This window comes from Rhizobium redzepovicii, assembly GCF_019793435.1.
GTDB lineage: Bacteria > Pseudomonadota > Alphaproteobacteria > Rhizobiales > Rhizobiaceae > Rhizobium > Rhizobium redzepovicii.
Genome location: NZ_JAILYH010000006.1, coordinates 41,471 through 65,234, shown reverse-complemented (window position 1 = coordinate 65,234; position 23,764 = coordinate 41,471). Strand labels below are relative to the sequence as shown.

Annotated in this window: 24 protein-coding genes; 12 read left to right on the top strand and 12 right to left on the bottom strand. The window is 62.2% G+C overall.

Going from position 1 to position 23,764, the window contains the following annotated elements:
• Position 1: 1 nt before the first annotated feature.
• The 7 genes from gmk to fabD all read right to left on the bottom strand — a co-directional run bounded on the left by gmk (position 2) and on the right by fabD (position 6,598).
• On the bottom strand, positions 2-664 hold the full coding sequence (gene gmk / locus K6N12_RS11020; protein ID WP_003587504.1) for a guanylate kinase: 663 nt from the start codon (positions 662-664) through the stop codon (positions 2-4).
• A gap of 3 nt (positions 665-667) precedes the next feature.
• Entirely contained in the window at positions 668-1,555 is an 888-nt protein-coding gene (locus K6N12_RS11015) for a YicC/YloC family endoribonuclease (RefSeq protein WP_097626943.1), read from the bottom strand.
• Positions 1,556-1,573: 18 nt separating this feature from the next.
• Complete coding sequence (mltG, locus tag K6N12_RS11010) at positions 1,574-2,812, bottom strand: endolytic transglycosylase MltG (protein WP_097627274.1); 1,239 nt, start codon at positions 2,810-2,812, stop codon at positions 1,574-1,576.
• Positions 2,813-2,998: 186 nt separating this feature from the next.
• Positions 2,999-4,261 carry a beta-ketoacyl-ACP synthase II gene (fabF, locus tag K6N12_RS11005; RefSeq protein ID WP_097626941.1) on the bottom strand — a complete coding sequence of 421 codons (1,263 nt, stop codon included), beginning with the start codon at positions 4,259-4,261 and terminating at the stop codon, positions 2,999-3,001.
• 93 nt (positions 4,262-4,354) lie between these two features.
• On the bottom strand, positions 4,355-4,591 hold the full coding sequence (locus K6N12_RS11000) for an acyl carrier protein (RefSeq protein WP_003547058.1): 237 nt from the start codon (positions 4,589-4,591) through the stop codon (positions 4,355-4,357).
• Positions 4,592-4,877: 286 nt separating this feature from the next.
• On the bottom strand, positions 4,878-5,615 hold the full coding sequence (gene fabG / locus K6N12_RS10995) for a 3-oxoacyl-[acyl-carrier-protein] reductase (RefSeq protein WP_097626939.1): 738 nt from the start codon (positions 5,613-5,615) through the stop codon (positions 4,878-4,880).
• A gap of 38 nt (positions 5,616-5,653) precedes the next feature.
• Positions 5,654-6,598, bottom strand: a complete 945-nt coding sequence (gene fabD, locus K6N12_RS10990; RefSeq protein WP_097626937.1) for an ACP S-malonyltransferase — start codon at positions 6,596-6,598, stop codon at positions 5,654-5,656.
• A gap of 214 nt (positions 6,599-6,812) precedes the next feature.
• On the opposite strand from fabD, the gene K6N12_RS10985 reads away from it, so the two are divergent.
• From K6N12_RS10985 to K6N12_RS10960, 6 genes are all read left to right on the top strand, one after another.
• The gene (locus K6N12_RS10985) at positions 6,813-7,856 is read left to right on the top strand and encodes an aldo/keto reductase (RefSeq protein ID WP_097626935.1); all 1,044 of its coding nucleotides are present in this window, start codon (positions 6,813-6,815) and stop codon (positions 7,854-7,856) included.
• A 314-nt stretch (positions 7,857-8,170) separates the two neighbouring features.
• Complete coding sequence (rpsF, locus tag K6N12_RS10980) at positions 8,171-8,638, top strand: 30S ribosomal protein S6 (RefSeq protein WP_085736761.1); 468 nt, start codon at positions 8,171-8,173, stop codon at positions 8,636-8,638.
• Positions 8,639-8,652: 14 nt separating this feature from the next.
• The gene (rpsR, locus tag K6N12_RS10975) at positions 8,653-8,901 is read left to right on the top strand and encodes a 30S ribosomal protein S18 (RefSeq protein ID WP_003547038.1); all 249 of its coding nucleotides are present in this window, start codon (positions 8,653-8,655) and stop codon (positions 8,899-8,901) included.
• A gap of 214 nt (positions 8,902-9,115) precedes the next feature.
• Positions 9,116-10,036 carry a DUF2232 domain-containing protein gene (locus tag K6N12_RS10970; RefSeq protein WP_375166078.1) on the top strand — a complete coding sequence of 307 codons (921 nt, stop codon included), beginning with the start codon at positions 9,116-9,118 and terminating at the stop codon, positions 10,034-10,036.
• A gap of 21 nt (positions 10,037-10,057) precedes the next feature.
• On the top strand, positions 10,058-10,636 hold the full coding sequence (gene rplI, locus K6N12_RS10965; protein WP_049733920.1) for a 50S ribosomal protein L9: 579 nt from the start codon (positions 10,058-10,060) through the stop codon (positions 10,634-10,636).
• 327 nt (positions 10,637-10,963) lie between these two features.
• Positions 10,964-12,460: a replicative DNA helicase gene (locus K6N12_RS10960; protein WP_049734132.1), complete on the top strand. Its 1,497-nt coding sequence runs from the start codon at positions 10,964-10,966 to the stop codon at positions 12,458-12,460.
• Between the two features lie 25 nt (positions 12,461-12,485).
• Here the strand turns inward: K6N12_RS10960 and K6N12_RS10955 are convergent, their stop codons facing one another.
• The 3 genes from K6N12_RS10955 to K6N12_RS10945 all read right to left on the bottom strand — a co-directional run bounded on the left by K6N12_RS10955 (position 12,486) and on the right by K6N12_RS10945 (position 14,378).
• On the bottom strand, positions 12,486-12,788 hold the full coding sequence (locus tag K6N12_RS10955; protein WP_097626931.1) for an AzlD family protein: 303 nt from the start codon (positions 12,786-12,788) through the stop codon (positions 12,486-12,488).
• On the bottom strand, positions 12,785-13,489 hold the full coding sequence (locus K6N12_RS10950) for an AzlC family ABC transporter permease (protein ID WP_097626929.1): 705 nt from the start codon (positions 13,487-13,489) through the stop codon (positions 12,785-12,787). The genes K6N12_RS10955 and K6N12_RS10950 overlap by 4 nt, the downstream gene beginning before the upstream one ends.
• Before the next feature lie 67 nt (positions 13,490-13,556).
• Positions 13,557-14,378, bottom strand: coding sequence for an AraC family transcriptional regulator (locus K6N12_RS10945; protein WP_097627273.1), 822 nt, complete (start codon positions 14,376-14,378; stop codon positions 13,557-13,559).
• A gap of 283 nt (positions 14,379-14,661) precedes the next feature.
• Here K6N12_RS10945 and alr point away from each other — a divergent pair, with 283 nt between their 5' ends.
• Complete coding sequence (gene alr, locus K6N12_RS10940) at positions 14,662-15,828, top strand: alanine racemase (RefSeq protein ID WP_097626927.1); 1,167 nt, start codon at positions 14,662-14,664, stop codon at positions 15,826-15,828.
• 8 nt (positions 15,829-15,836) lie between these two features.
• Here alr and K6N12_RS10935 read toward each other — a convergent pair whose 3' ends face one another.
• Entirely contained in the window at positions 15,837-16,472 is a 636-nt protein-coding gene (locus K6N12_RS10935; protein WP_097626925.1) for a LysE family translocator, read from the bottom strand.
• A gap of 164 nt (positions 16,473-16,636) precedes the next feature.
• Between K6N12_RS10935 and radA the strand changes: the two genes are divergently transcribed.
• From radA to K6N12_RS10915, 4 genes are all read left to right on the top strand, one after another.
• Positions 16,637-18,037: a DNA repair protein RadA gene (gene radA, locus K6N12_RS10930; RefSeq protein WP_097626923.1), complete on the top strand. Its 1,401-nt coding sequence runs from the start codon at positions 16,637-16,639 to the stop codon at positions 18,035-18,037.
• 90 nt (positions 18,038-18,127) lie between these two features.
• Positions 18,128-18,748: a CvpA family protein gene (locus tag K6N12_RS10925; RefSeq protein WP_097626921.1), complete on the top strand. Its 621-nt coding sequence runs from the start codon at positions 18,128-18,130 to the stop codon at positions 18,746-18,748.
• 150 nt (positions 18,749-18,898) lie between these two features.
• Positions 18,899-20,389, top strand: coding sequence for an amidophosphoribosyltransferase (gene purF, locus K6N12_RS10920; RefSeq protein ID WP_097626919.1), 1,491 nt, complete (start codon positions 18,899-18,901; stop codon positions 20,387-20,389).
• A 77-nt stretch (positions 20,390-20,466) separates the two neighbouring features.
• Positions 20,467-21,207 (top strand): SDR family NAD(P)-dependent oxidoreductase, encoded by a 741-nt coding sequence (locus K6N12_RS10915; RefSeq protein ID WP_097626917.1) that lies wholly within the window; start codon positions 20,467-20,469, stop codon positions 21,205-21,207.
• A 7-nt stretch (positions 21,208-21,214) separates the two neighbouring features.
• Here K6N12_RS10915 and K6N12_RS10910 read toward each other — a convergent pair whose 3' ends face one another.
• Positions 21,215-21,943, bottom strand: a complete 729-nt coding sequence (locus K6N12_RS10910; RefSeq protein WP_097626915.1) for a glycoside hydrolase family 25 protein — start codon at positions 21,941-21,943, stop codon at positions 21,215-21,217.
• A gap of 303 nt (positions 21,944-22,246) precedes the next feature.
• Here K6N12_RS10910 and cysS point away from each other — a divergent pair, with 303 nt between their 5' ends.
• A complete protein-coding gene (gene cysS / locus K6N12_RS10905; protein WP_097626913.1) occupies positions 22,247-23,638 on the top strand; it encodes a cysteine--tRNA ligase in 1,392 nt (463 codons plus the stop codon).
• The last annotated feature ends 126 nt before the right edge of the window (positions 23,639-23,764 follow it).

The window sequence follows — 23,764 nt, the reverse complement described above, 5'->3', positions numbered from 1 at the left end:
ACTAAAGCGACGGTGTCTCTTCCAGCAGCTCGCGGACGAAATCGAACATCCCATGGCGGCGGTCGCGGCGCAGGCGTTCGGCCTTGACGATCGACTGGACGGCGTCGAAGGCGGCGTTGAGGTCGTCGTTGACGATGACATAGTCATATTCGCGCCAATGGGCGATCTCGGCGCGGCTGTTGGCGAGGCGCGTCTGGATGACCTCCTCGGAATCCTCGGCGCGGCGGTGCAGCCGCGACTGCAGCTCGGTCATCGTCGGCGGCAGCACGAAGATCGAGACGACGTCGGCCGACATCTTCTCCTGCAATTGCTGGGCGCCCTGCCAGTCGATATCGAAGAGCATGTCGCGGCCCTCGGCCATGGCCTGCTCGACAGGCTCGCGCGGCGTGCCGTAGAAATTGCCATGCACCTCGGCCCATTCGAGCAGCGCGTCGCTATCGCGCATCCGCTCGAACTCGCGCACACTCTTGAAGTGGTAGTGCACATCCTCGATTTCGCTCGGGCGGCGCTGGCGCGTGGTGACGCTGACGGAGAGGCCGATTTGCCTGTCCTTCTCCAGCAACGTGCGCGCGATGGTGGACTTGCCGGCGCCCGACGGCGACGAGATGACAAGCATCAGACCGCGGCGGGCGATCTGGACGGGCGAGGATTTCGCCGGATTCATGTCCTACTCCAAATTCTGGACCTGCTCGCGGAACTGGTCGATCACAACTTTCAGCTCGATGCCTGCGGCGGTGACCGCCGAGGCATTCGATTTCGAGCAGATGGTATTCGATTCGCGGTTAAATTCCTGTGCAAGGAAGTCCAACCGGCGTCCAGCGGGGCCATCTTTCACCAGGAGATCGCGCGCCGCGGCGACGTGCGCCTTCAGACGATCGATTTCCTCGCGCAGATCCGCCTTGGTCGCGAGCAACGCGGATTCGGCATGCAGCCTGTCGCGGTCGAGCGCGGCCATGCCGTCCATCAGCAAGGCGACCTGACCGGCAAGCCGTGCGGCGATCTCCTGCGGCGAGCGCGAGGGATCGGCCTCGATCGTCCGCGTCAGACCTTCGACCGTCGTCATATGGTCGAGGAGAATGCGGGTCAGCGCCGAGCCTTCCTGTTCGCGCATGGCTCTCAGATCGGCAAGTGCTGCCAAAAGGCCGGCAGTGATATCGGCGTCACGGGCGGCAAGCGCCTCCTCGCCATCCTCGCTTTCGCGGAATTCCACGATGCCACGCACCAGAAGCAGCGTATCGAGCTTCAGCGGCGCCGGATCGATTATCCCGTCCAATTGCTCGCGCATGGCAAGTACGGCGGCAAGCGCTTCCTTGTTCAGCACGGCCTCGAAGCGGTTTTCGTCAGCGGTGACGGAGAGCGATGCCTGCAGATTGCCGCGACTGAAGCTTTCGCCGGCAAGGCGGCGGACGTCCGCCTCCATGCGCTCGAGGCCGGGCGGCAGGCGCAGCCGCAGGTCGAGGCCCTTGCCGTTGACCGAGCGCAGTTCCCATGCCCAGCGCCAGCGGCCGCTCGTTCCCTCGCGCCGCGCAAAACCGGTCATGGACTGCAAAGCCATACGAGCCTCCAGAAGCTATCAGTTGATCTTCTTTTTCTTCGGCGGCGTGACAGCAGCGCCGTCATCCGCCGGCTGCTCCTCAGGCTGGCCGTCGACCGCGATGTTCGGGTCCGAGCCCTTGTCGGCTTCGAGCTTGCGCCAGCGCTTGACGTTGGCATTGTGCTCCTCGAGCGTCGCTGCGAAAACATGGCCACCGGTGCCGTCGGCGACGAAATAGAGGTCCTGGGTCTTCCAGGGATTGGCTACGGCCTCAAGCGCATCCTTACCGGGATTGGCGATCGGCGTCGGCGGCAGGCCCTTGATGACATAGGTATTATAGGGCGTTTCCCGCTTCAGGTCCGACTGGTAGATCGGCCGGTCGGCCGGTTTGCCGTCGCCGCCGAAGAGGCCGTAGATGATCGTCGGGTCGGACTGCAGGCGCATACCTTTGCCCAGCCGATTCAGGAAAACGGAGGCGACATGGGCGCGTTCGTCGGCAACGCCGGTTTCCTTTTCGACGATCGAGGCGAGCGTGACGAACTCTTCCTTGGATCGCAGCGGCAGCGAGGAGTCGCGCTTGTCCCAGATCTGATCGACGATTTTCTGCTGTGCCGCCGCCATCTGCTGGATGATTTCCGAGCGCTTGGTGCCGCGCGAGAACTTGTAGGTATCGGGGCGCAGGCTGCCCTCGGCCGGCAGCGCGGCCGGCAGGTCGCCTTCCAGTACCTGGTCCTCCAGCATGCGGTTGAACATCTGGCGGACCGTCAGGCCCTCGGGGAAGGAAACGGAATAGAGAATGGATTTGCCCGACTTCAGAAGCTCCATGATATCGCTCATCGAAGCTCTGGCCTTGATCTCATATTCACCGGCCTTCAGGCTCTCACCGGCAGACAGATGCGTTGCCGTGATATAGCGGAAGATGCGGGCATCGCTGATGATCGCATTGCGCTCGAGATTGGAGGCAATTTCGGCGAGACCGGCGCCGTTGCGGATAATGAAGTTGGTGTTGGTCTGCAGCGGACCGGGGTTCCGGTAGGTCGACGTGGCGTAATAGAAGCCGATGACGGCCACGACGCAGACCAGCACCGCCATCGTCATGATGAAGTTCAGGAAAAGAACGACCTGGCCGCGGGCTTTCTTGGACCGTTTAGGCGGCTCCGGAACGCGCTCGGGACGCAAGGCTTCGCTCGGCGACTTCGGGATGATCGGTCCCTTCTGCGCTTGCCGGCCGTTCTCGCCCTGCGGGGTATCGTTGCTCTGGTTCGTCGTATCGCTCACCGGCAATCCTCTAAAACTTGACCCTCACTTCGCTATTTCGCGAAGCAATGCGGCAAAAGCAGGTTCTGCCGCCGTTCAATGGCGCCGCTGCCGGCCGTTATGCTCCCGCACACGCTGTTACGCAATGTGAAGGACCGGCCCGGTTTGCGGTGTAAGGGACACCCATTACACCGCGCGTACGAGACTCTATTGCGCGTAACGGCGCAGGACGAGCGACGCGTTGGTGCCGCCGAATCCGAACGAATTGGACAGCGCCACATTGATTTCCCGTTCGCGCGCCTTGTGCGGAACAAGATCAATCGCCGTCTCGCGTTCGGGATTGTCGAGGTTGAGCGTCGGCGGCGCGACATTATCGCGAATGGCGAGCGTGGCGAAGATCGCCTCGATCGCGCCGGCAGCACCAAGAAGGTGTCCGGTCGCCGACTTGGTCGAGGACATGGAGATCTTCGATGCCGCATTGCCGACCAGCCGCTCGACGGCGCCAAGCTCGATCGTGTCGGCCATGGTCGAGGTGCCGTGAGCGTTGATATAATCGATATCGGCCGGGGTCAGCCCGGCGCGCTTCAGAGCCATCGCCATGCAGCGGCCGGCGCCCTCGCCGTCTTCGGACGGCGCGGTGATGTGATAGGCGTCGCCCGACAGGCCGTAGCCGACGATTTCGGCGTAGATCCTGGCGCCACGCGCTTTGGCATGTTCCAGTTCCTCGAGCACGACGATGCCGGCGCCCTCGCCCATGACGAAGCCGTCGCGGTCGCGATCATAGGGGCGCGAGGCCTTCTGCGGGTCGTCGTTGTGCTGGGTCGACAGCGCCTTGCAGGCGGCAAAGCCGGCGAGCGAAATGCGGCTGACGGGGGATTCCGTGCCGCCGGCGACCATGACGTCGGCGTCGCCAAGCGCAATCAGCCGCGCGGCATCGCCAATCGCATGCGCGCCCGTCGAGCAGGCGGTGACGACCGAATGATTGGGTCCGCGCAACTTGTGGCGGATCGAGACCTGGCCGGAGACGAGGTTGATCAGGCGGCCCGGAATGAAGAAAGGCGAGATGCGGCGCGGGCCCTTGTCGCGCAGGGTGTAACCTGCCTCGACGATGCCTTCGATGCCGCCGATGCCGGAGCCGATCAGCACGCCGGTAGCGATCTGGTCCTCATCGGTCTCGGGATGCCAGCCGGCATCGGCAAGCGCCATGTCGGCGGCAGCCATGCCGTAGATGATGAAGGGATCGACCTTGCGCTGCTCCTTCGGCTCCATCCACTGATCGACATTGAAGGTGCCGTCGGTGCCGTCGCCAATCGGAATACGGCAGGCGATCTTGGCGGGAAGGTCGTCGACCTCGAATTCGGTGACGAGGCGGGCGCCGTTCTGACCGGCAAGCAGCCGGGACCACGTCACCTCGGTTCCGCATCCCAAGGGTGATACCATGCCGGTACCTGTTATGACGACACGTCTCATCGCGTGCTTTCCCCCGTCTGTTATGTTCTATGGAGAAATAGGCCGAAAAGAAAAGGGCGGACTCCAGGCCCGCCCTTTATCAAAATTACAGAATCAGGCCTGGGCCTTCTCGATAAACTTAACGGCGTCGCCGACCGTCAGGATCGAGTCGGCAGCGTCGTCAGGAATTTCAACGCCGAATTCTTCTTCGAAAGCCATGACAAGTTCGACCGTGTCGAGCGAGTCAGCGCCTAGATCGTCGATAAAGCTGGCGCTCTCGACGACCTTGTCGGCATCGACGCCAAGATGATCAATAACAATTTTCTTTACGCGTTCTGCGATATCGCTCATGTCGGTTTCCTCGACCTTATGTCCTGATCGGAATGCCGTTGCGGCACCCCTACCCTGTTTCAGCCTGCGATGTTTTCAGACATCCTCGGCAAACTCGTTTACCCGGCTTCAGAGATGTCCCAGGCTTGCGAAAAGCCCGCCGGTCCGTCTGCTTTCTCGGGACGACTGTTGACAGTCATGGCCCGCTTAACATGCTTTAGGTCCGCCGCAAAGCGAGAAAATCAACGGTTCGTGATTGCTCAACATGCTATTGGCGGAAATACTCCCATGCCAGCGGTTTGTCGTTTCAGATCATCGCCATGCCGCCGTTTACGTGCAGCGTCTGGCCCGTCATATAGGCAGCCTCGGCGGAGGCAAGATAAGCGACAGCCGAAGCAACTTCCCCCCCTGTGCCCATGCGCTTCATCGGGATTGCCCCCATGATCGCTTCCTTCTGCTTGTCGTTCAGCTTGCCGGTCATGGCGCTTTCGATGAAGCCGGGCGCCACGCAGTTGACCGTCACGTTGCGGGTGGCGATTTCCTGCGCGAGCGACTTGGTGAAGCCGATCATGCCGGCCTTGGAGGCACAGTAATTGGCCTGGCCCGGATTGCCGGTAACGCCGACGACGGAGGTGATGTTGATGATGCGGCCATAGCGGCGGCGCATCATCGGATGCGTCAATTCGCGCGTCAGGCGGAAAGTCGACGTCAGGTTCACTTCGAGAACGGCGTCCCAATCCTCGTCGCTCATGCGCACGAAGAGGCCGTCCTTGGTGATGCCGGCATTGTTGACCAGAATGTCGACGCCTTCGAGTTCGGCTTCGGCCTTCTGGCCGAGGGCCTTGACCTCGTCGCGGTCGGAGAGGTTTGCCGGGAAGATCTTGACGCGCTCGCCAAGATCGGCCGCCAAGGCTTCCAGCTTCTCGACGCGGGTGCCGTGCAACCCGACGATGGCGCCCTGCTTATGGAGAAGGCGGGCGATTTCCTCGCCGATACCACCCGATGCGCCGGTGACGAGAGCCTTGCGGCCAGAAAGATCGAACATGGAAACGTTCCTTATATCTGGATATCTGGAAATACCAATCAGGCCATGAGGGCGGTAACAGTCGCGTCGATATCCGCCGGACCGTTGACGGAGATTCCGTTGATTGTCTTATCGATGCGGCGGGCAAGGCCGGTCAGCACCTTGCCGGAGCCAAGTTCATAGAGCGTCGTGACGCCATTGCCGGCGAACCATTCCACCGTCTCGCGCCAGCGGACCTGACCGGTCACCTGCTCGACCAGCAAGTTGGCGATCTCGTCGGCTGTGGTCACGGGCGCGGCGCGGACATTGGCAATGACCGGCACGACGGGATCTGATTTGGCGACCTTTGCCAGTGCTTCGCGCATGGCGTCGGCGGCGGGCGCCATGAGTGCCGAATGGAAGGGTGCCGAGACCGGCAGCAGGATGGCGCGCTTGGCGCCCTTGTCGGTGGCGAGCCCGGCGGCCTTTTCGACGGCTGCCTTCTCGCCCGAAATGACGATCTGGCCGCCGCCATTGTCGTTGGCGATCTGGCAGGCGCCGGTGGCCGCAGCCTCTTCACAGACAGCGACGACGTCGGCATGTTCGAGGCCGATGATCGCCGCCATGGCGCCGACGCCGACGGGGACGGCCGCCTGCATGGCGTTGCCGCGGATGCGCAGCAGCCGCGCGGTGTCAGTGAGCGAAAAGGTGCCGGCGGCGCACAGGGCAGAATATTCGCCGAGCGAATGGCCGGCCACATAGGCGACCTTGGACTTCAGATCCAACCCCTTGGCCTCAAGAATGCGGACGACGGCAATCGAGACGGCCATCAGCGCCGGCTGGGCGTTCGCCGTCAGGGTCAAGGTCTCCTCGGGACCGTTGAACATGACGTCGGAAAGACTTTCACCGAGCGCCTCATCAACCTCGTCGAAAACGGCGCGGGCTTCCGCGAAATTCTCGGCCAGATCCTTGCCCATGCCGACGGCCTGACTGCCCTGACCGGGAAAAGTGAAAGCAATGGTCATTCTCGTATCCCTGGCTCATGCCCCTGATTGCGCGCCCCGCGAGGCGTTTTGCCTCCAATTGACATTCTTTCCGGCAGAGTCAAGTGGCGGCCCATTCTCTGCAAAGCCTTCCGGACCGGCGGAAAAGCCAGGTTTTTACTCTTGCGCTCCGCCAAATCCGGCCTAGATTTGCCCGGTCCTCCCCAAGGCTTCAGCTCTCTCCCAAGGTTTTCACATGAAGTACAATTCACTCGGCCGCACCGACATTTCCGTTTCAGAAATCTGCCTTGGCACCATGACCTGGGGTTCGCAGAACAGCGAAACCGACGCGCATGCACAGATGGATTACGCCGTCGAAAAGGGCGTCAATTTCTTCGATACCGCCGAACTCTATCCTACCACCCCGGTTTCGGCCGAAACTCAGGGCCGGACCGAAGACTATATCGGCAGCTGGTTCGGCAAATCAGGCAAACGCGGAGATATCGTGCTTGCGACCAAGGTCGCCGGCCGCGGCCGCGAGTATTTGCGCGGCGGCGAAGGTGCTGATGCCAGGAATATCCGGCTGGCGCTCGAGGCCAGCCTGAAGCGGCTGCGGACGGATTATGTCGACCTCTACCAGATCCACTGGCCGAACCGCGGCCATTTCCATTTCCGCCAGAACTGGAGCTACAATCCTTTCAACCAGGATCGCGACAAGGCCGTCGCCAATATGCTCGACATTCTTGAAACACTCGGCGCACTGGTCAAGGAAGGCAAGATCCGGGCGATCGGCCTTTCCAACGAAACCACCTGGGGCATCCAGAAATACCTGACGCTGTCAGAACAAAAGAGCCTGCCGCGCGTTGCCAGCGTCCAGAACGAATATAATCTGCTCTACCGCCATTTCGACCTCGATCTGGCCGAGCTCTCGCATCACGAGGATGTCGGGCTGCTCGCCTATTCGCCGCTCGCCGGCGGCATCCTATCCGGCAAATATGTCGGTGGCGCCAGGCCGAAGGGTTCGCGCGGCTCGATCAACCACGATATCGGCGGCCGCCTGCAGCCGCTGCAGGAGCCGGCGACCAAGGCCTATCTGCAGATCGCCGCCCGATATGGTCTCGACCCGGCGGGAATGGCGCTCGCCTTCTGCCTGTCCAGGCCCTTCATGGCTTCGGCCATCATCGGCGCAACCTCGATGGAGCAATTGAAAGTCGACATCGGCGCGGCCGACCTGACGCTTTCGGCCGAGGTACTGGCGGAGATCGCCAAGGTGCACCGGCAGTATCCGCTGCCGCTCTGATCCTGTTCCTCTCGTCCAGCCCGACGCGACCGATCGGCCTGCGTTGGGCTTGCATGTCCGATTGGGCTTGCCTTCCCGCGAAAAATCGGTATAAGCCGCCCTGTTCGTTAACCCGGTCTTCTGGCTGGTGGCTGAACGGAGGGCCGGTTTCCGCTTGGAAATCGTTCGGAACGGAAGCGTTCCAGCCTCCCGTGTCTCCGCTCTCGACCGTCTCGGAAACGCTTTCTTGCCTGGGTCCGCCCAATCAGGAGCAGTCGTTGAGGCTTAGCCGCCGAATATCGGGTTGAACCAAACGCAAGAAAGGCAAAGCTGTCATGGCTCTTTATGAACATGTATTCCTTGCCCGGCAGGATATTTCCGCCCAGCAGGTCGATGCCCTCGTAGAACAGTACAAGGGTGTGATCGAAGCTAACGGCGGTAAAGTCGGGCGTATCGAGAACTGGGGCCTCAAGTCCCTCACCTACCGCATCAAGAAGAACCGCAAGGCACACTACGCCCTGATGGACATCGATGCACCGGCTGCTGCCGTCCAGGAAATGGAACGTCAGATGCGCATCAGCGAAGACGTTCTTCGCTACATGACGATCGCCGTCGAGAAGCATGAAGAAGGTCCGTCTGCCATGATGCAGAAGCGCGACCGCGACGACCGTCCGCGTGAAGGCGGCCGTGGCCCGCGTGAAGGCGGCTTCGGCGATCGTGACCGCGGCCCGCGTCCGCCGCGTGAAGGTGGCTTCGGCGACCGTGAAGACCGTCCGCGCCGTCCGCGCGAAGACCGCGCATAAGGGAGACCTAAGATATGTCTGAAACTTCCTCCGCTCCGGTCCGCCGCCCGTTCCATCGCCGCCGCAAGACCTGCCCCTTCTCCGGCGCCAACGCGCCGCGGATCGACTACAAGGACGTACGTCTGCTCCAGCGTTACATTTCCGAGCGCGGCAAGATCGTTCCGTCGCGCATCACGGCCGTTTCTCAGAAGAAGCAGCGCGAACTCGCCCAGGCGATCAAGCGTGCCCGCTTCCTCGGCCTGCTGCCCTACGTCGTCGCCTAATAGAATATGTGACCCCCGGATTGCTGATCCGGGGGTCGCCTCCCTTCCGCGATGGGCGCGGATCGGAACTCTAAAAACCCATGTTGAGACGTTTCTGAATTCGATTCAGCAACATCCTCTAACTGCTTGATGAAGCAGGACAGCGACCTTGAACCGACCGAACGTTAAAACGCTGCTGATCGGCGCACTCGCCGGATTGACCGCCTTCCTGCTGATGCTGGGGGCGAGCATGCAGCCGTCGTTTTTCAGCGCGCTGCTCTATACGGCCTCGGCGCTGCCGATTCTGATCGTCGGGCTCGGCTGGGGCAATGCCGCGGCCATCGCCGCTGTCGTCACAGCAGCCGCACTCGGCGCGGCCCTCATCTCCCCCTCTTTCGCGCTGATCATGACGCTGGTGACGCTGTTGCCGGCCGGCTGGCTCAGCCATCTCGCCAATCTCGCGCGGCCGGCTTCCGAACTCGGCGGCCCGGACAATCTGCTTGCCTGGTATCCGCTCTCCGATATCCTGCTGCATCTCTGCGGCCTGGTGACGCTCGCCGTCATCGTCATCGGCGTGATGATCGGCTACGGGCCCGCCATCACCGATCAGATCGTCGATCTGCTGATCGCCTCGGTCAAGGAGCAGCAACCGGAATTCATGCCCGATCCGACGGCGACCGCGCAGACCAAATCGCTAATCGTGCTGATGCTGCCGGCGGTGCAGGGCGGTATGTGGGTGTCTATGCTGTTTGCCGCCTATTATTTTGCCGTGCGCATCGTCGCAGCCTCCGGCCGCGGCCTTCGCCCGCGCGAGGACATCCCCTCCTCGCTGCGCATGAACCGCAACTCGATCTTCATCTTCCTCGCCGGGCTTGCCGCCTGCTTCTTCGGCGGCGTGCCGGCGCTGGTCGGCGCGACGGTGATCGGCACCTTCGGCGCCGGCTTCATGCTTTCCGGTTTCGCCTCGCTGCATTTCCGCACGCGCGGCAAGGACTGGCGCCTACCGGCCCTCATCCTCAGCTACCTGGCCTCGATGCTCATGCTGCTGCCAGCTTTCCTCATCCTCGTCCTCGGTCTCAGCGATACGCGCAAGGCGATCGCGCTGACCCCGACGAAAGATGCTGATGCCCCCAAACAATCCGACACGAAAATCTGAGACACAGAAAGGTAAAAGAAAATGGAAGTCATCCTTCTCGAACGCATCTCCAAGCTCGGCCAGATGGGCGAAACCGTAAAGGTTCGCGACGGTTTTGCCCGTAACTACCTGCTGCCGCTTGGCAAGGCGCTGCGCGCCAACGCCGCCAACAAGACCCGCTTCGAAGCCGAGCGCGCGACGCTCGAAGCCCGTAACCTCGAGCGCAAGTCGGAAGCCCAGAAGGTCGCCGACGTTCTCGACGGCAAGTCCTTCATCGTCGTACGCTCCGCCGGCGAAACCGGCCAGCTCTACGGCTCGGTCGCCGCCCGTGACGTCGTCGAGATTCTCGCCGCCGAAGGCTTCAACATCGGCCGCAACCAGGTTCACCTGAACACGCCGATCAAGGCGATCGGCCTGCACAAGGTCGAGCTGCAGCTGCATGCCGAAGTCGAAATCCACGTCGAGCTGAACGTTGCCCGTTCCGCCGAAGAGGCAGAGCGCCAGGCCAAGGGTGAAGAACTCACCTCGGTCGACGCCATTTACGGTGTCGACGAAGACGCTCTGCGTCCGGAAGATTTCTTCGATCCGGAAGCTGACGGCGTCGACGAAGACGAAGCATAATATCGCCGGAGCAATCCGCGACAGGAGCCCGGCCATCGCGCCGGGCTTTTTCGTTGGGGATTTTCCGGATGTTTTTGCTGCGGGCCTTATGGCATCGCGCTAAAATAACATTCTCCGAAATGAATGGGCTGAGTCGGCGCCATGCCGTGTCATACGGGTGACACTCACAGTATTTCTCCTTTGTGTTGCCCGGGACTGTGGAGAAGTCGAACAACGTGCACAGCGTTCAGGATTTAAGCGAAGCGAGCCCTCGCTCCTTTCGCGGCCTCTTGATTTTCGCGTCCGGAATTGCAAATCCGGAGCTGGAAAAAGACAGAACGGATGATGATGAACGACGCCGCTCGAAAGATTGCAGCCGTTGCCCCCTCGGAGCAGCATTATCGCGAAGCACCCAACAACATCGAAGCCGAGCAGGCGCTTCTGGGTGCCATCCTGATGAACAACGACGCCTATTACCGGGTGTCCGACTTCCTGAAGCCGATCCATCTCTACGAACCGCTGCACCGGAAGATCTTCGAGGTTGCCGGCGATATCATCCGCATGGGCAAGATCGCCAACCCGGTGACGATCAAGACCTTCCTGAAGGCCGACGAGAAGGTCGGCGATATGACGGTGTCGCAATATCTGGCGAGCCTCGTCAGCAACGCCGTCACCGTCATCAATGCCGAGGATTACGGTCGGGCGATCTACGACCTGGCGCTGCGCCGGGCGCTGATCACCATCGGCGAGGATGTCGTCAACATCGCCTATGATGCGCCGCTCGACATGCCGCCGCAGTCGCAGATCGAGGATACCGAACGCCGCCTCTTCGAACTGGCGGAAAACGGCCGCTATGACGGCGGCTTCCAGGCCTTCAACGATGCGGTTGCGCTGGCGATCGACATGGCCGCCGTCGCCAAGGAACGAGACGGCGGGCTTTCCGGCATTTCCACCGGTATCCATTCGCTGGATTCCAAGATGGGCGGCCTGCAGCGTTCGGACTTGATCGTGCTTGCCGGACGCCCCGGCATGGGCAAGACCTCGCTTGCGACCAACATCGCCTACAATATCGCCGCCGCCTACGAAGGCGAAGTCCAGTCGGACGGCAGCATGAAGGCGAAAAACGGCGGCGTCGTCGGCTTCTACTCGCTCGAAATGTCGTCGGAACAGCTTGCCACCCGTATCATCTCCGAGCAGACGGAAGTCTCCTCATCGAAGATCCGCCGCGGCGACATCAATGATGCCGATTTCGAAAAGCTCGTCGCCTGCTCGATGATGATGCAGAAAGTGCCGCTCTATATCGACCAGACCGGCGGTATCTCGATCGCCCAGCTGTCGGCGCGCGCGCGCCGTCTCAAGCGTCAGCGCGGCCTCGACGTGCTCGTGGTCGACTATATCCAGCTGATGACCGGCTCGGGAAAATCCAGCGACAACCGCGTGCAGGAAATCACCCAGATCACCACCGGCCTGAAGGCGCTCGGCAAGGAACTCAACGTTCCGATCATCGCCCTGTCGCAGCTCTCGCGTCAGGTCGAAAGCCGCGACGACAAGCGGCCGCAGCTTTCCGACCTTCGCGAATCCGGCTCGATCGAGCAGGACGCCGACGTCGTGCTCTTCGTGTTCCGCGAGGAATATTACGTCAAGAACCAGGAGCCGCGCGACATCAACGATCCGAAATATCCGGAATGGGAAGCGTTGTTCGACAAAGTGAAGGGCACCGCCGACGTCATCATCGCCAAGCAGCGTCACGGGCCGACGGGCACGGTGAAGCTCGCCTTCCAGTCGGAATTCACCCGCTTCGCCGATCTCGCCGATCCCTCCTTCACACATTACGAGGAACATTGACGCGGTCCCGCGTCGATTTCCTTAGCTAAAGCCCGGCGGCCCGCAACAAGGCAACCGTTGCGACGCCAATCACGACGCTCATAAGCATTGGCAAACGGCGCGCGGCGATTGCCGTTGCCGCGCAGGCCAAGGTCTCTGCCCAGCCCGCCGCAAAGGCAGTCGGGGCAATGACCGCCATCAGCACAGCCGGCGGAATGGCCTCGATCGCCGCTCTCCGCCGCTGATTCATCTCGACATGATGGAGCAACACGAGGCCGCTGACGCGGGTGAACACCGTTGCGGCGGCCATCGCGAGGATGGCGATGAAGATGTTGAGATCGAGCGTCATGCCGCCTGCTCCCGCGCCCTGTGCTGCCATAGGGCCGTTGCCAGCCCGGCCAGAGCGCCGGCGGCGATATACCAGACCCCCGGCACGAAGTGGTGGACCGCAACGGATGCGGCACCACTTGCCGCAAGGACGGCGCCGGTTTCCGGCCCCTTCCAGAAACCCATGACGAGCACGATGAAGACAGCCGGAAAAGCGAAGTCGAGGCCGACGACCGTTGGATTGCCGAAAAAGGCGCCGAGCAGTGCGCCTGTCAGCGAAGAGCCGACCCAGGTGAGGTAGAAGGGCGTGACGATGCCCGCATACCAGGCCGGTGTCAGTCGTGTGGCTCCCGCGCGGAATTCCGCCATGGCCCACAGTTCATCTGCGAGGAATAGCATGGCAACATACCGTTTGACGCCGGAGAAGGACTGCATCTTCGTGCCGATCGACGCGCTCATCAGCACGTGACGGATATTGACCAGCAGGGCTGCAAAGCCGACGCCGATCCAGCTTGCCGGATGGGTCCAGATGTCCATGGCCACGAATTGCGAACCGCCCGCAAAGACAAGCGCGCTCATCAGCGTCGTTTCCAACGGGGAAAGCCCCTTGGTGGCTGCGACCGCGCCGAACACCAGGCCGATCGGTAACACGGCGACAACAAGCGGAAAAATGGCGCGCATTCCGGCAAAAAAATCGCCGGATGGCCGGCTGTGCTGCAACATGGCAACCTCCTGATCAAGATCGCGGAGGATTAGCCCGGCCAGCCAGGGCCGTATTGAACGAAAGTGATCAGCCCGTGCGGAATTGACCTGGTGTTACGCCTGTCCGTGCCTTGAAGTGTCGGGTGAAATGCGCCTGATCGGCAAAACCGCATTCGAGCGCAATATCGGCAGGCATGCGCCCCTGGCGCAGCAGCCGACGGGCCACCTGCACGCGCCGATCCGTCAGAAAAGCGTGCGGGGTAATGTGATATTCCTTGCGGAAGGCACGGATGAGGTGGGCGCGGCTCAAACCCGCCACTCCGGCCAGCTCCTCGAGCCCGACATCGCTGTCGAAGTTCTCGATGAGGTATTCGCGGGCACGGGCCACCGCGCTTCGTTCCTGCGTATCGACAGGAACGATGATTGCGCTGCCGTGACGCGCAAAGATCGCTGCCAGCACCGAAAACATTCCCTCATCCGATTCCAGCGCGCCTGCCCCGCTCTCAAGCGTTCGATGGGCGGCGTGGAAGGCATTGGCGAGCTGTGGATCGCGTGGAAGCCCGCCGGAGAAAGAGGGCGTCGCATGGAAGGCCTTGCCGGTGACATCCTCCAAAATATCGACGAACAGCTTCATATCGGGATAGATCATCCGGTAGCGGTAGCCCTCTCCGCCCGGAGCGCCGTCATGGATGACACCGGGATCGATGAGATAAAGGTCGCCCGGGCCGGTTTCCTCCCGCCTGCCGCTGAGAGTGGCGATCTGGCTGCCGCTTTCTATTGCGCCGATGCTGAACGTGTCATGCGCATGCGGCGCATATTCGTGCGTCAGGAAGGTGGCGCTCAAACACTCCATGTCGCGGAAGCGGCCATCTCGCCAGAAGCGGGCCGATTCCACGTTCGCAAGCGGCATGGCCGCCGCCGCCTCTTTTTGCGATACGTTCTGCATCCACTGAGATTATCGCGGAAGCCTGCACGCGTCTTGAACAAAAGTGATCAGATGACAGGCAAAGGGTGGTATGTGACCTGCCTTGGCCATAATGCTCTCTAAAGCGCGTCGCGATCTTTCAGATTCGCTCCCTGCGCTTGAGCTCTTTGTCTTTACGCATGTCGTTATCGCAAAACCGCTGCACACTTTTGCGCGACATGCTTTAGACTGGCTCAGGCGATTTCCTTCCATTAGTTCACGGCGATACATGACAGATTTTCCCATCCCCTTCGAAGATGACGATCTTTTCGCTTCCGCGGGCCTGCGGCTGACCGTCGATCTGACCGCGCTGACGGAGAACTGGCGCGACATGGCGCGCCGCTCCGGCGCGGCGCGCGCCGCAGCCGTTGTCAAGGCGGATGCCTACGGCACGGGCATCGAGGATGCCGGTGAAGCGCTCTATATGGCCGGCGCCCGGGATTTCTTCGTTGCCACAGTCGACGAGGGCGTCACACTTCGCCTCTATGCGCCAGAGGCGCGCATCTTCGTGCTCGCGGGCATATGGCCGGGCACCGAGCGGCGCTTTTTCGAAAACGATCTGGTGCCGGTGATTTCCTCCGACGAGCAGCTCGCCTTCTGGATGGCAGTGCTTGCCGACTACGGCGATTATCCCTGCGCACTGCATGTCGATACCGGCTTCAACCGGCTCGGACTGCACATGGACGATGCGATCGCGCTCGCCGACGACGTTTCGCGGCCGGCGAGCTTTGCGCCGGTGCTGGTCATGAGCCACCTCGCCTGCGGCGACGAGCCCAGCCATGCGATGAACCGGCAGCAGCTCGAATCATTCCGCAGGGTTAGCGCCGCCTATGAAGGTATCGATTCAAGCCTTGCCGCCTCGGCCGGCATTTGCCTTGGCGAGGATTATCACTTCGACCTGACCCGTCCCGGCATCGCGCTTTATGGCGGCGAGGCGGTCTGCGGCCGGGCCAATCCGATGCGGCCTGTGGCAACCGCGGAAGCGCGCATCATCCAGGTGCGCAGCGTCGAAGCCGGCGAGACCGTCAGCTATGGGCGGGCGCTGCAGCTTCGCCGCAAAAGCCGACTGGCGATCGCCTCGGCCGGGTATGCCGACGGCTACATGCGCGGGCTGTCGAGCGGCGGCGTGCCGCTGCGCCAGGCCGTGCCGCAGGGCGGGCTAGGCTTCATCGCCGGACACAAGGTGCCGGTCGCCGGCCGGATCACCATGGACCTGACGATCTTCGATATCACCGACCTGCCCGATAACGCCGTGCGCGCCGGCGATTATGTCGAGCTGTTCGGAAAGAATATGCCCCTGGACGAGGTGGCGCGGGCGGCGGGCACGATCGGCTACGAGATCCTGACCAGCATGGGGCTGCGCCACGAACGGCGCTATGTCGTCGACGAGGAATAGCTTCCCCGTCAGCGGCTGCTGAGCGCCAGCCGGACACCGAGCGCCAGGAAAAGCGCGCCGAGGCCGCGATCGAGCCATAGCCCGATTCTTTGATTATGCCTGAGCGCATCGGCAAGCCGCCCTCCGAGAAGGACGAGCGGCGGTTCGATGAAGGCGGCGACGACGATGATGAGCCCGCCATGCAGCATGAGCTGGGTCCATGCCGGCCCTGCCCCTTCGACGACGAATTGCGGCAGGAAGGCCAGGAAGAAAATCGCCACCTTCGGATTGAGCAGCGACACCAGAATTCCCTGCCGGTAGATCTTCGCCGCCGGCAACTTTTCACCGGCATCCTTTATCAAGCCATTGCCGCCGCCGGCGCGCAAAGCCTGGATTCCCAGCCAGACGAGATAGGCGGCGCCGATCCATTTGACCGCGGAGAAGGCGACCGAAGAAGCGGCGAGCACGGCGGAAAGGCCGAGCGCTGCCATCAGAACATGCAGGCAGGCGCCGGACCAGACGCCGAACAGTGCGGAAAAACCGGCGCGTTTTCCACCTCTCATCGTGTGACCGAGGATGAAGGCGATGTCGGGCCCGGGCGACAGATTGAGCAGAACCGCGGCCGAGAGAAATGCAAACCAGTGCGCGAGCGAATAATCGAACATCTTCCACCGTTCGGGATGAGCAGAAGCAAAGGATAGGCACGGGAGGTGCTGATGGGAAAATCATTAGTTTTGATCCGTCGCGATAGCCATTATCTCAGGCACGACAGTGATTCGATGAAGCATGCATCTGCTTCGCTCGAGACCCCGGACTGAAAGAGTATTCGATGGCGAAGGCCAGGACACAATTCATCTGCCAGAGCTGCGGCACGGTTCATAACCGCTGGGCGGGCAAATGCGAGAACTGCGGCGAGTGGAACACCATCGTCGAAGAAGACCCGATGGGCGGGATCGGCTCAGGCCCCGGCAAGACGCCGAAGAAGGGGCGGCCGGTGACGCTGACGGCGCTGTCGGGCGAGATCGAGGAGGCGCCGCGCATCCATACCGCCATGTCGGAGCTCGACCGGGCGCTCGGCGGCGGCTTCGTGCGCGGGTCGGCGGTGCTGATCGGCGGCGATCCCGGTATCGGCAAATCAACGCTGCTGATGCAGGCCGCCGCCGCCCTTGCGCGGCGCGGCCACAAGATCATCTACGTCTCCGGCGAAGAGGCCGTCGCCCAGGTCCGGCTGCGGGCGCAGCGGCTTGCAGCGGCCGATACCGATGTGATGCTGGCGGCGGAAACCAATGTCGAGGATATTCTGGCGACGCTTGCCGAGGGCAAGCGGCCGGACCTCGTCATCATCGATTCCATCCAGACGCTGTGGAGCGAACTTGCCGAATCCGCCCCGGGAACGGTGACGCAGGTGCGCACCGGCGTGCAGGCGATGATCCGTTTCGCCAAGCAGACCGGGGCCGCCATGGTGCTCGTCGGGCACGTGACCAAGGACGGGCAGATCGCCGGACCGCGCGTCGTCGAGCACATGGTCGATGCCGTGCTCTATTTCGAGGGCGATCGCGGCCATCATTACCGCATCCTTCGCACGGTCAAGAACCGCTTCGGACCGACCGACGAGATCGGCGTCTTCGAAATGTCGGACAAGGGCTTACGCGAGGTCGCCAACCCCTCGGAACTCTTCCTCGGCGAGCGCAACGAAAAATCGCCCGGTGCTGCCGTCTTTGCCGGCATGGAGGGCACGCGCCCGGTGCTGGTCGAAGTCCAGGCGCTGGTGGCGCCAACCTCGCTCGGCACGCCCAGGCGCGCCGTGGTCGGCTGGGATTCGGCCCGGCTGTCGATGATCCTGGCGGTGCTGGAAGCCCATTGCGGCGTCAGGCTCGGCCAGCACGACGTCTATCTCAATATCGCCGGCGGCTACCGCATCACCGAACCGGCGGCCGATCTCGCCGTCGCCTCGGCGCTCGTTTCCTCGCTTGCCGGTATTGCCCTTCCCGCCGATTGCGTCTATTTCGGCGAAGTCAGCCTGTCGGGCGCCATCCGGCCGGTTGCGCACACCGCCCAGCGCCTCAAGGAAGCCGAGAAGCTGGGCTTTTCCGCAGCATTGCTTCCGTCCGCCTCCGCCGAACTGCCGAAGGGTTCCGGCGGACGCTGGAGTGAGGTCGAAAGCCTGCCGGATCTGGTTGCGCGCATCGCCGGGTCGAAGGGGGCGCTGCGTGTGGAAGACGAGGTTTGATCCTTTCATTGCCAAGATTGGTGATGATATAGGAGGCACACGATAAGGCACGACACGGCCGCCCAGCGGCAGTCCTGGAGTTGAATTTACATGCCCATTACGATTTTCGACGGTATTGTCATCGGCGTCGTGCTCTTCTCCGCCGTGCTGGCGATGGTCCGCGGCTTTTCGCGCGAGATCCTCTCGATCGCAAGCTGGGGCGGCTCGGCAGCAGCCGCCTATTACCTCTATCCCTACCTGCTGCCCTACGCGAAGAAATACACCGATGACGACCGCATCGCGATCGTCGGTTCGGCAGCGGTCGTCTTCCTGATCGCGCTCATCGTCATTTCCTTCATCACCATGAAGATCGCCGATTTCATCATCGACAGCCGCGTCGGCGCGCTCGACCGCACGCTCGGCTTCCTGTTCGGGGCTGCGCGCGGCGTGCTGCTGCTGGTCGTCGCCGTCGCTTTCTGGAACTGGCTGGTCGATGCCGACCACCGCCCGGCCTGGGTCAACGAAGCGAAGTCGAAGCCCTTCCTGGATTCGATGGTCGTGAAGCTGAAATCCGTTCTGCCGGAGCAATTTGCCCAGATGATACCGGCGAGCATCCGTGATAAGCTTCAGCCGCCGGCACAGGGCGGCGCTGAAGGCACCAATCCGCCGACGGGCGACCAGGCGCCGGCGGAAGACGCACCGACAGCGCCTGCACAGCAGCCGGCGAATTGACACAGTGTTCAAGAGCTTGACCCGCCTTCCGGCAATTGCCATTTGAGCGGGAGTTGAAATGAGAGGTCCGGCCGGGCATTCCAGCTCTGTCGGGCTTCAGCTATTTCTGGAAATGCCGATCCATTCTTGTGAGAGCAGAGGCCCGCAGAAATGAACCAGTCCCATTCCTTGCCCACCGACGATCCGCTCGACGGAGATACGCTGCATGAAGAATGCGGGGTTTTCGGAATTTTGGGACACCCCGATGCCGCGGCACTGACGGCTCTCGGCCTGCATGCTCTGCAGCATCGCGGGCAGGAAGCGGCCGGCATCGTCTCCTTCGACGGCAAGCGCTTCTACCAGGAGCGCCATATGGGGCTCGTCGGCGACCACTATACCAATCCGATGACGCTCGCCCGCCTGCCCGGCAGCATATCGATCGGTCATACCCGCTACTCGACAACCGGCGAAGTGGCGATGCGCAACGTGCAGCCGCTCTTTGCCGAACTTGAGGAAGGCGGCATTGCCGTTGCCCATAACGGTAATTTCACCAACGGCCTGACGCTGCGTCGCCAGATCATCGCGACCGGCGCCATCTGTCAGTCGACGTCCGATACCGAAGTGGTCCTCCACCTCATCGCCCGCTCCCGCCATGCCTCCACATCCGACCGCTTCATCGATGCCATCCGCCAGATGGAAGGCGGCTATTCGATGCTCGCGATGACGCGCACCAAGCTGATTGCAGCGCGTGACCCTACAGGCATCCGCCCACTTGTGATGGGCGAACTCGACGGCAAGCCGATCTTCTGCTCGGAAACCTGCGCGCTCGACATCATCGGCGCCAAATTCATCCGCGATGTCGAAAACGGCGAGGTCGTCATCTGCGAAATTCAGCCCGACGGCTCGATCAGCATCGATGCCCGCAAGCCCGGCAAGCCGCAGCCGGAGCGCCTCTGCCTGTTCGAATATGTCTATTTCGCCCGGCCGGACTCGGTCGTCGGCGGCCGCAACGTCTATACGACGCGCAAGAACATGGGCATGAACCTCGCCAAGGAATCGCCTGTCGAGGCCGACGTGGTCGTCCCGGTGCCGGATGGCGGCACGCCGGCGGCGCTCGGCTACGCACAGGAAAGCGGAATTCCCTTCGAATACGGCATCATCCGCAACCATTATGTCGGCCGCACCTTCATCGAGCCGACCCAGCAGATCCGCGCCTTCGGCGTGAAGCTGAAACATTCCGCCAACCGGGCGATGATCGAAGGCAAGCGCGTGGTGCTGGTCGATGATTCCATCGTGCGCGGTACGACGTCTCTGAAGATCGTCCAGATGATCCGCGAGGCTGGTGCGCGCGAAGTCCATCTCCGCGTCGCCAGTCCGATGATCTTCTTCCCCGACTTCTACGGCATCGACACGCCCGATGCCGAAAAGCTCTTGGCCAACCAATATGCCGATGTCGAAGCCATGGCCAAATATATCGGCGCCGATTCGCTTGCCTTCCTGTCGATCAACGGGCTCTACCGCGCCGTCGGCGGCGAGGACCGCAATCCGGCCCGCCCGCAGTTCACCGACCATTACTTCACCGGTGACTATCCGACCCGCCTGCTCGACAAGAACGGCGAGTCGATGGGCAACAAGCTTTCGATGCTTGCCAGCAACGGCTGAGCCGCCGCTGCATTAACCTCCCTTCCGAGGGGCTGTTGCGCCCCTCGCCTTCGCAAGCAAATCCGGAACCGGAGCAGATGAATATCAATCTTGAGGGCAAGATCGCACTCGTCACCGGTGCATCGCGCGGCATTGGCTATTTCACGGCGCTTGAGCTTGCGAAAGCCGGCGCCCATGTCATCGCCTGCGCCCGCACGGTCGGCGGGCTCGAGGATCTCGATGACGCGATCAAGGCCATCGGCGGCACGGCGACACTGGTGCCCTTCGACCTGGCGGACATGAACGCAATCGACGCGCTCGGCGGCTCGATCTTCGAACGCTGGGGCAAACTCGATATCCTCGTCGCCAATGCCGGCGTACTCGGCGTCATCTCGCCGATCGGCCATATCGAGGCGAAGGTGTTCGAGAAGGTGATGACCATCAACGTCACTGCGACATGGCGGCTGATCCGATCGGTCGACCCGCTGCTCGCCCGCTCGGATGGCGGCCGCGCCGTCATCCTGTCATCGGGTGCCGCCCATAAATGCCGGCCTTTCTGGAGCGCCTATTCCGCCTCCAAGGCCGCCGTCGAGGCACTGGCCCGGACCTGGGCCGGCGAAAGCCAATCGACGCCGTTGCGCATCACCAGCGTCGATCCCGGCGCGACCCGCACGGCGATGCGCGCCCAGGCGGTGCCCGGCGAAGATCCGCAGACGCTGCCGCATCCTTCCGAGGTCGCCAAGGCGATCCTGCCTCTGCTCGGCCCCGGCGTGACCGAGACGGGCAAACTGTTCATTGTGCGGGACAATAAGCTCGCCGATTACCGGCTGCCGGAATAAGCCAGGCTCACTTGGCTGCAACTGCCGGGAACAGATGCGCGAAGCCTGTCTCCGACGGGCAGAGCGCATTGAGGTCCACCGCCCCCTGAATGCCGTTGACACTGCCATTGTCGGAAAATTGCCAGATCGACCAACGACCGCAGCCTTGCTGCGCCGGTTCCTGAAACACGCTCCGCAGCCAGAGGTAATGATCGGGGAAGCGGGATTCATTGCCCTTTAGATACTGATCGTAGAACTCCTGGGTGACATAGAAAATCGGCTTTTCTGGAAAGGCACCCTTCAGCTCGGCGAAGAAGGCGTTCACCTCAGTCGCCATTTCCTCGACCGTCGGGACCTTGTTGCAATTGCCGACGAACTCCAGATCGACGGTGATGGGCAGGGTCCCCGGCTGCCGCGGCACGGTCGCCAGGACATTCTGCGCCTGATCCTTGCCCGGGCGGCAGAAGGTGAAGAAATGATAAGCGCCCCTGACCATTCCGGCATCGCCGGCGCGCTGCCAATTGTCGGCGAACCTCGAATCCTTGTGGTCGCCGCCTTCGGTCGCCTTCATAATCGCAAAGCGCACGTTCGGCTGCGCGGCCACCGTCTTCCAATCGATATCGCCCTGGTGATGGCTGACATCGATGCCCTGGATCGGATAGGTTGACAAAGACGGATTATTGAAACGAAGCATACCGAAATCGTATGCGAAATATGCGGTCGATGCGACTGCCAGAATTGCAATCGCTCCGATCATCCCCCGGCCCCAGCCTCTCACGCAGTCCTCTCCTATTGAGCAACTCCCAACTGCCTATAAGCGATTTGCGCCACGAAAATGGCAGGTGAGCCGTGCCGCGGATCATCGCTTGCCCCTCTTGACCAAAGGTCATTCCCGCGCCATAAATCCCGCCATGAAAACGGTTATCTGCATTATCTGCCGGAAGATTATTCGCTAGCGCACGCGCTGGCCCGGCCGTTTTCGTCTCCCAAATAGTCAGATGCGAAACGCCCCGGCCCGCCGGTCGCGATATTTTTCTAGTTGTGCTTATGGGAGAGTGGAATGGGCGGCATGCCGGAACTGAAGCTGTACAACACGCTGACACGGGAAGAATCGGTCTTTGCGCCGATCGATCCGGACAATGTCCGCATGTATGTCTGCGGCCCGACCGTCTATGATTTCGCTCATATCGGCAACGCCCGCCCGGTCATCGTCTTCGACGTGCTGTTCCGGCTGCTGCGCCATGTCTATGGCGAGGATCACGTCACCTATGCCCGCAACATCACGGATGTCGACGACAAGATCAATGCGCGGGCGCTGAGGGATCATCCGGGCCTGCCGCTCAACCAAGCGATCCGGGCGGTCACCGAAAGGACCGAGACGCAGTTTCACGCCGATGTCGCCGAACTCGGCTGCCTGGAGCCGAGCGTCGAGCCGCGCGCCACCGACAATATCGTTGAGATGACCGAGATCATCGAGAAGCTGATCGGCAACGGCCATGCCTATGTGGCAGCGGGCGAAGTGCTGTTCGACACTAAGTCCATGGCGGATTACGGCCAGCTTTCGAAGCGCCCGCTCGACGAACAGCAGGCAGGCGCCCGCGTCGCCGTCGATGCGCATAAAAAGAACCCGGGCGATTTCGTGCTCTGGAAGCTGTCGAGCCACAACGAACCCGGCTGGGAGAGCCCATGGGGCCGTGGCCGACCGGGCTGGCATATCGAATGCTCGGCGATGAGCCGGCGTTATCTCGGCGATATCTTCGACATTCACGGCGGCGGGCTGGACCTGATCTTCCCGCACCATGAAAACGAGATCGCCCAGTCACGTTGCGCCCATGGCACCAAGGTGATGGCGAATGTCTGGATGCACAACGGCTTCGTGCAGGTCGAAGGCCGCAAAATGTCGAAATCCGAAGGCAATTTCGTCACCATTCACGATCTGCTGCATACGCAGATTTTCGGCGGCCGCAAATGGCCGGGCGAGGTGCTGCGCCTTGCGATGCTGATGACCCATTACCGCGAGCCGATCGATTTCTCGATCAAGCGGCTGGAAGAGGCTGAACGCCTGCTCGCCAAATGGCCGGCGACGGAAGCCGGCGATGCCGCGCCGGATGAAACCGTGCTGACCGCGCTCGCCGACGACCTCAACACGGTCGCGGCGGTGCAGGCCTTACATGCGCTGGCGCAGGCCGCCCATAACGATCCCGCCGCGGCCGCCCGTTTTGCCGCGACGGCTGCGTTCCTCGGCCTGCTGCCGAAGAAAGCCGAAATCGACCAGGCCGTCGCAGCGGCGGTCGATGCGTTGGTCGCCATGCGGCTTGAAATGCTGAAGGCGAAAAACTTCGCCGAAGCCGACAAGATCCGCGACGAACTGACGGCAAAGGGCATCCAGCTGAAAGACGGCAAGGATGCGGCGACCGGCGAGCGGATGACGACGTGGGAGGTCAAGCGGTGAGACCCGTGTCTTCGGATAAGGCCCCTCCCCAACCCCTCCCCACAAGGGGGAGGGGCTACGGCGCTGTACTGCTCCGAAGCGACCTCACCGCAAACGCAAGCCTTCGAGGCGGGAATGAAGGCGGCA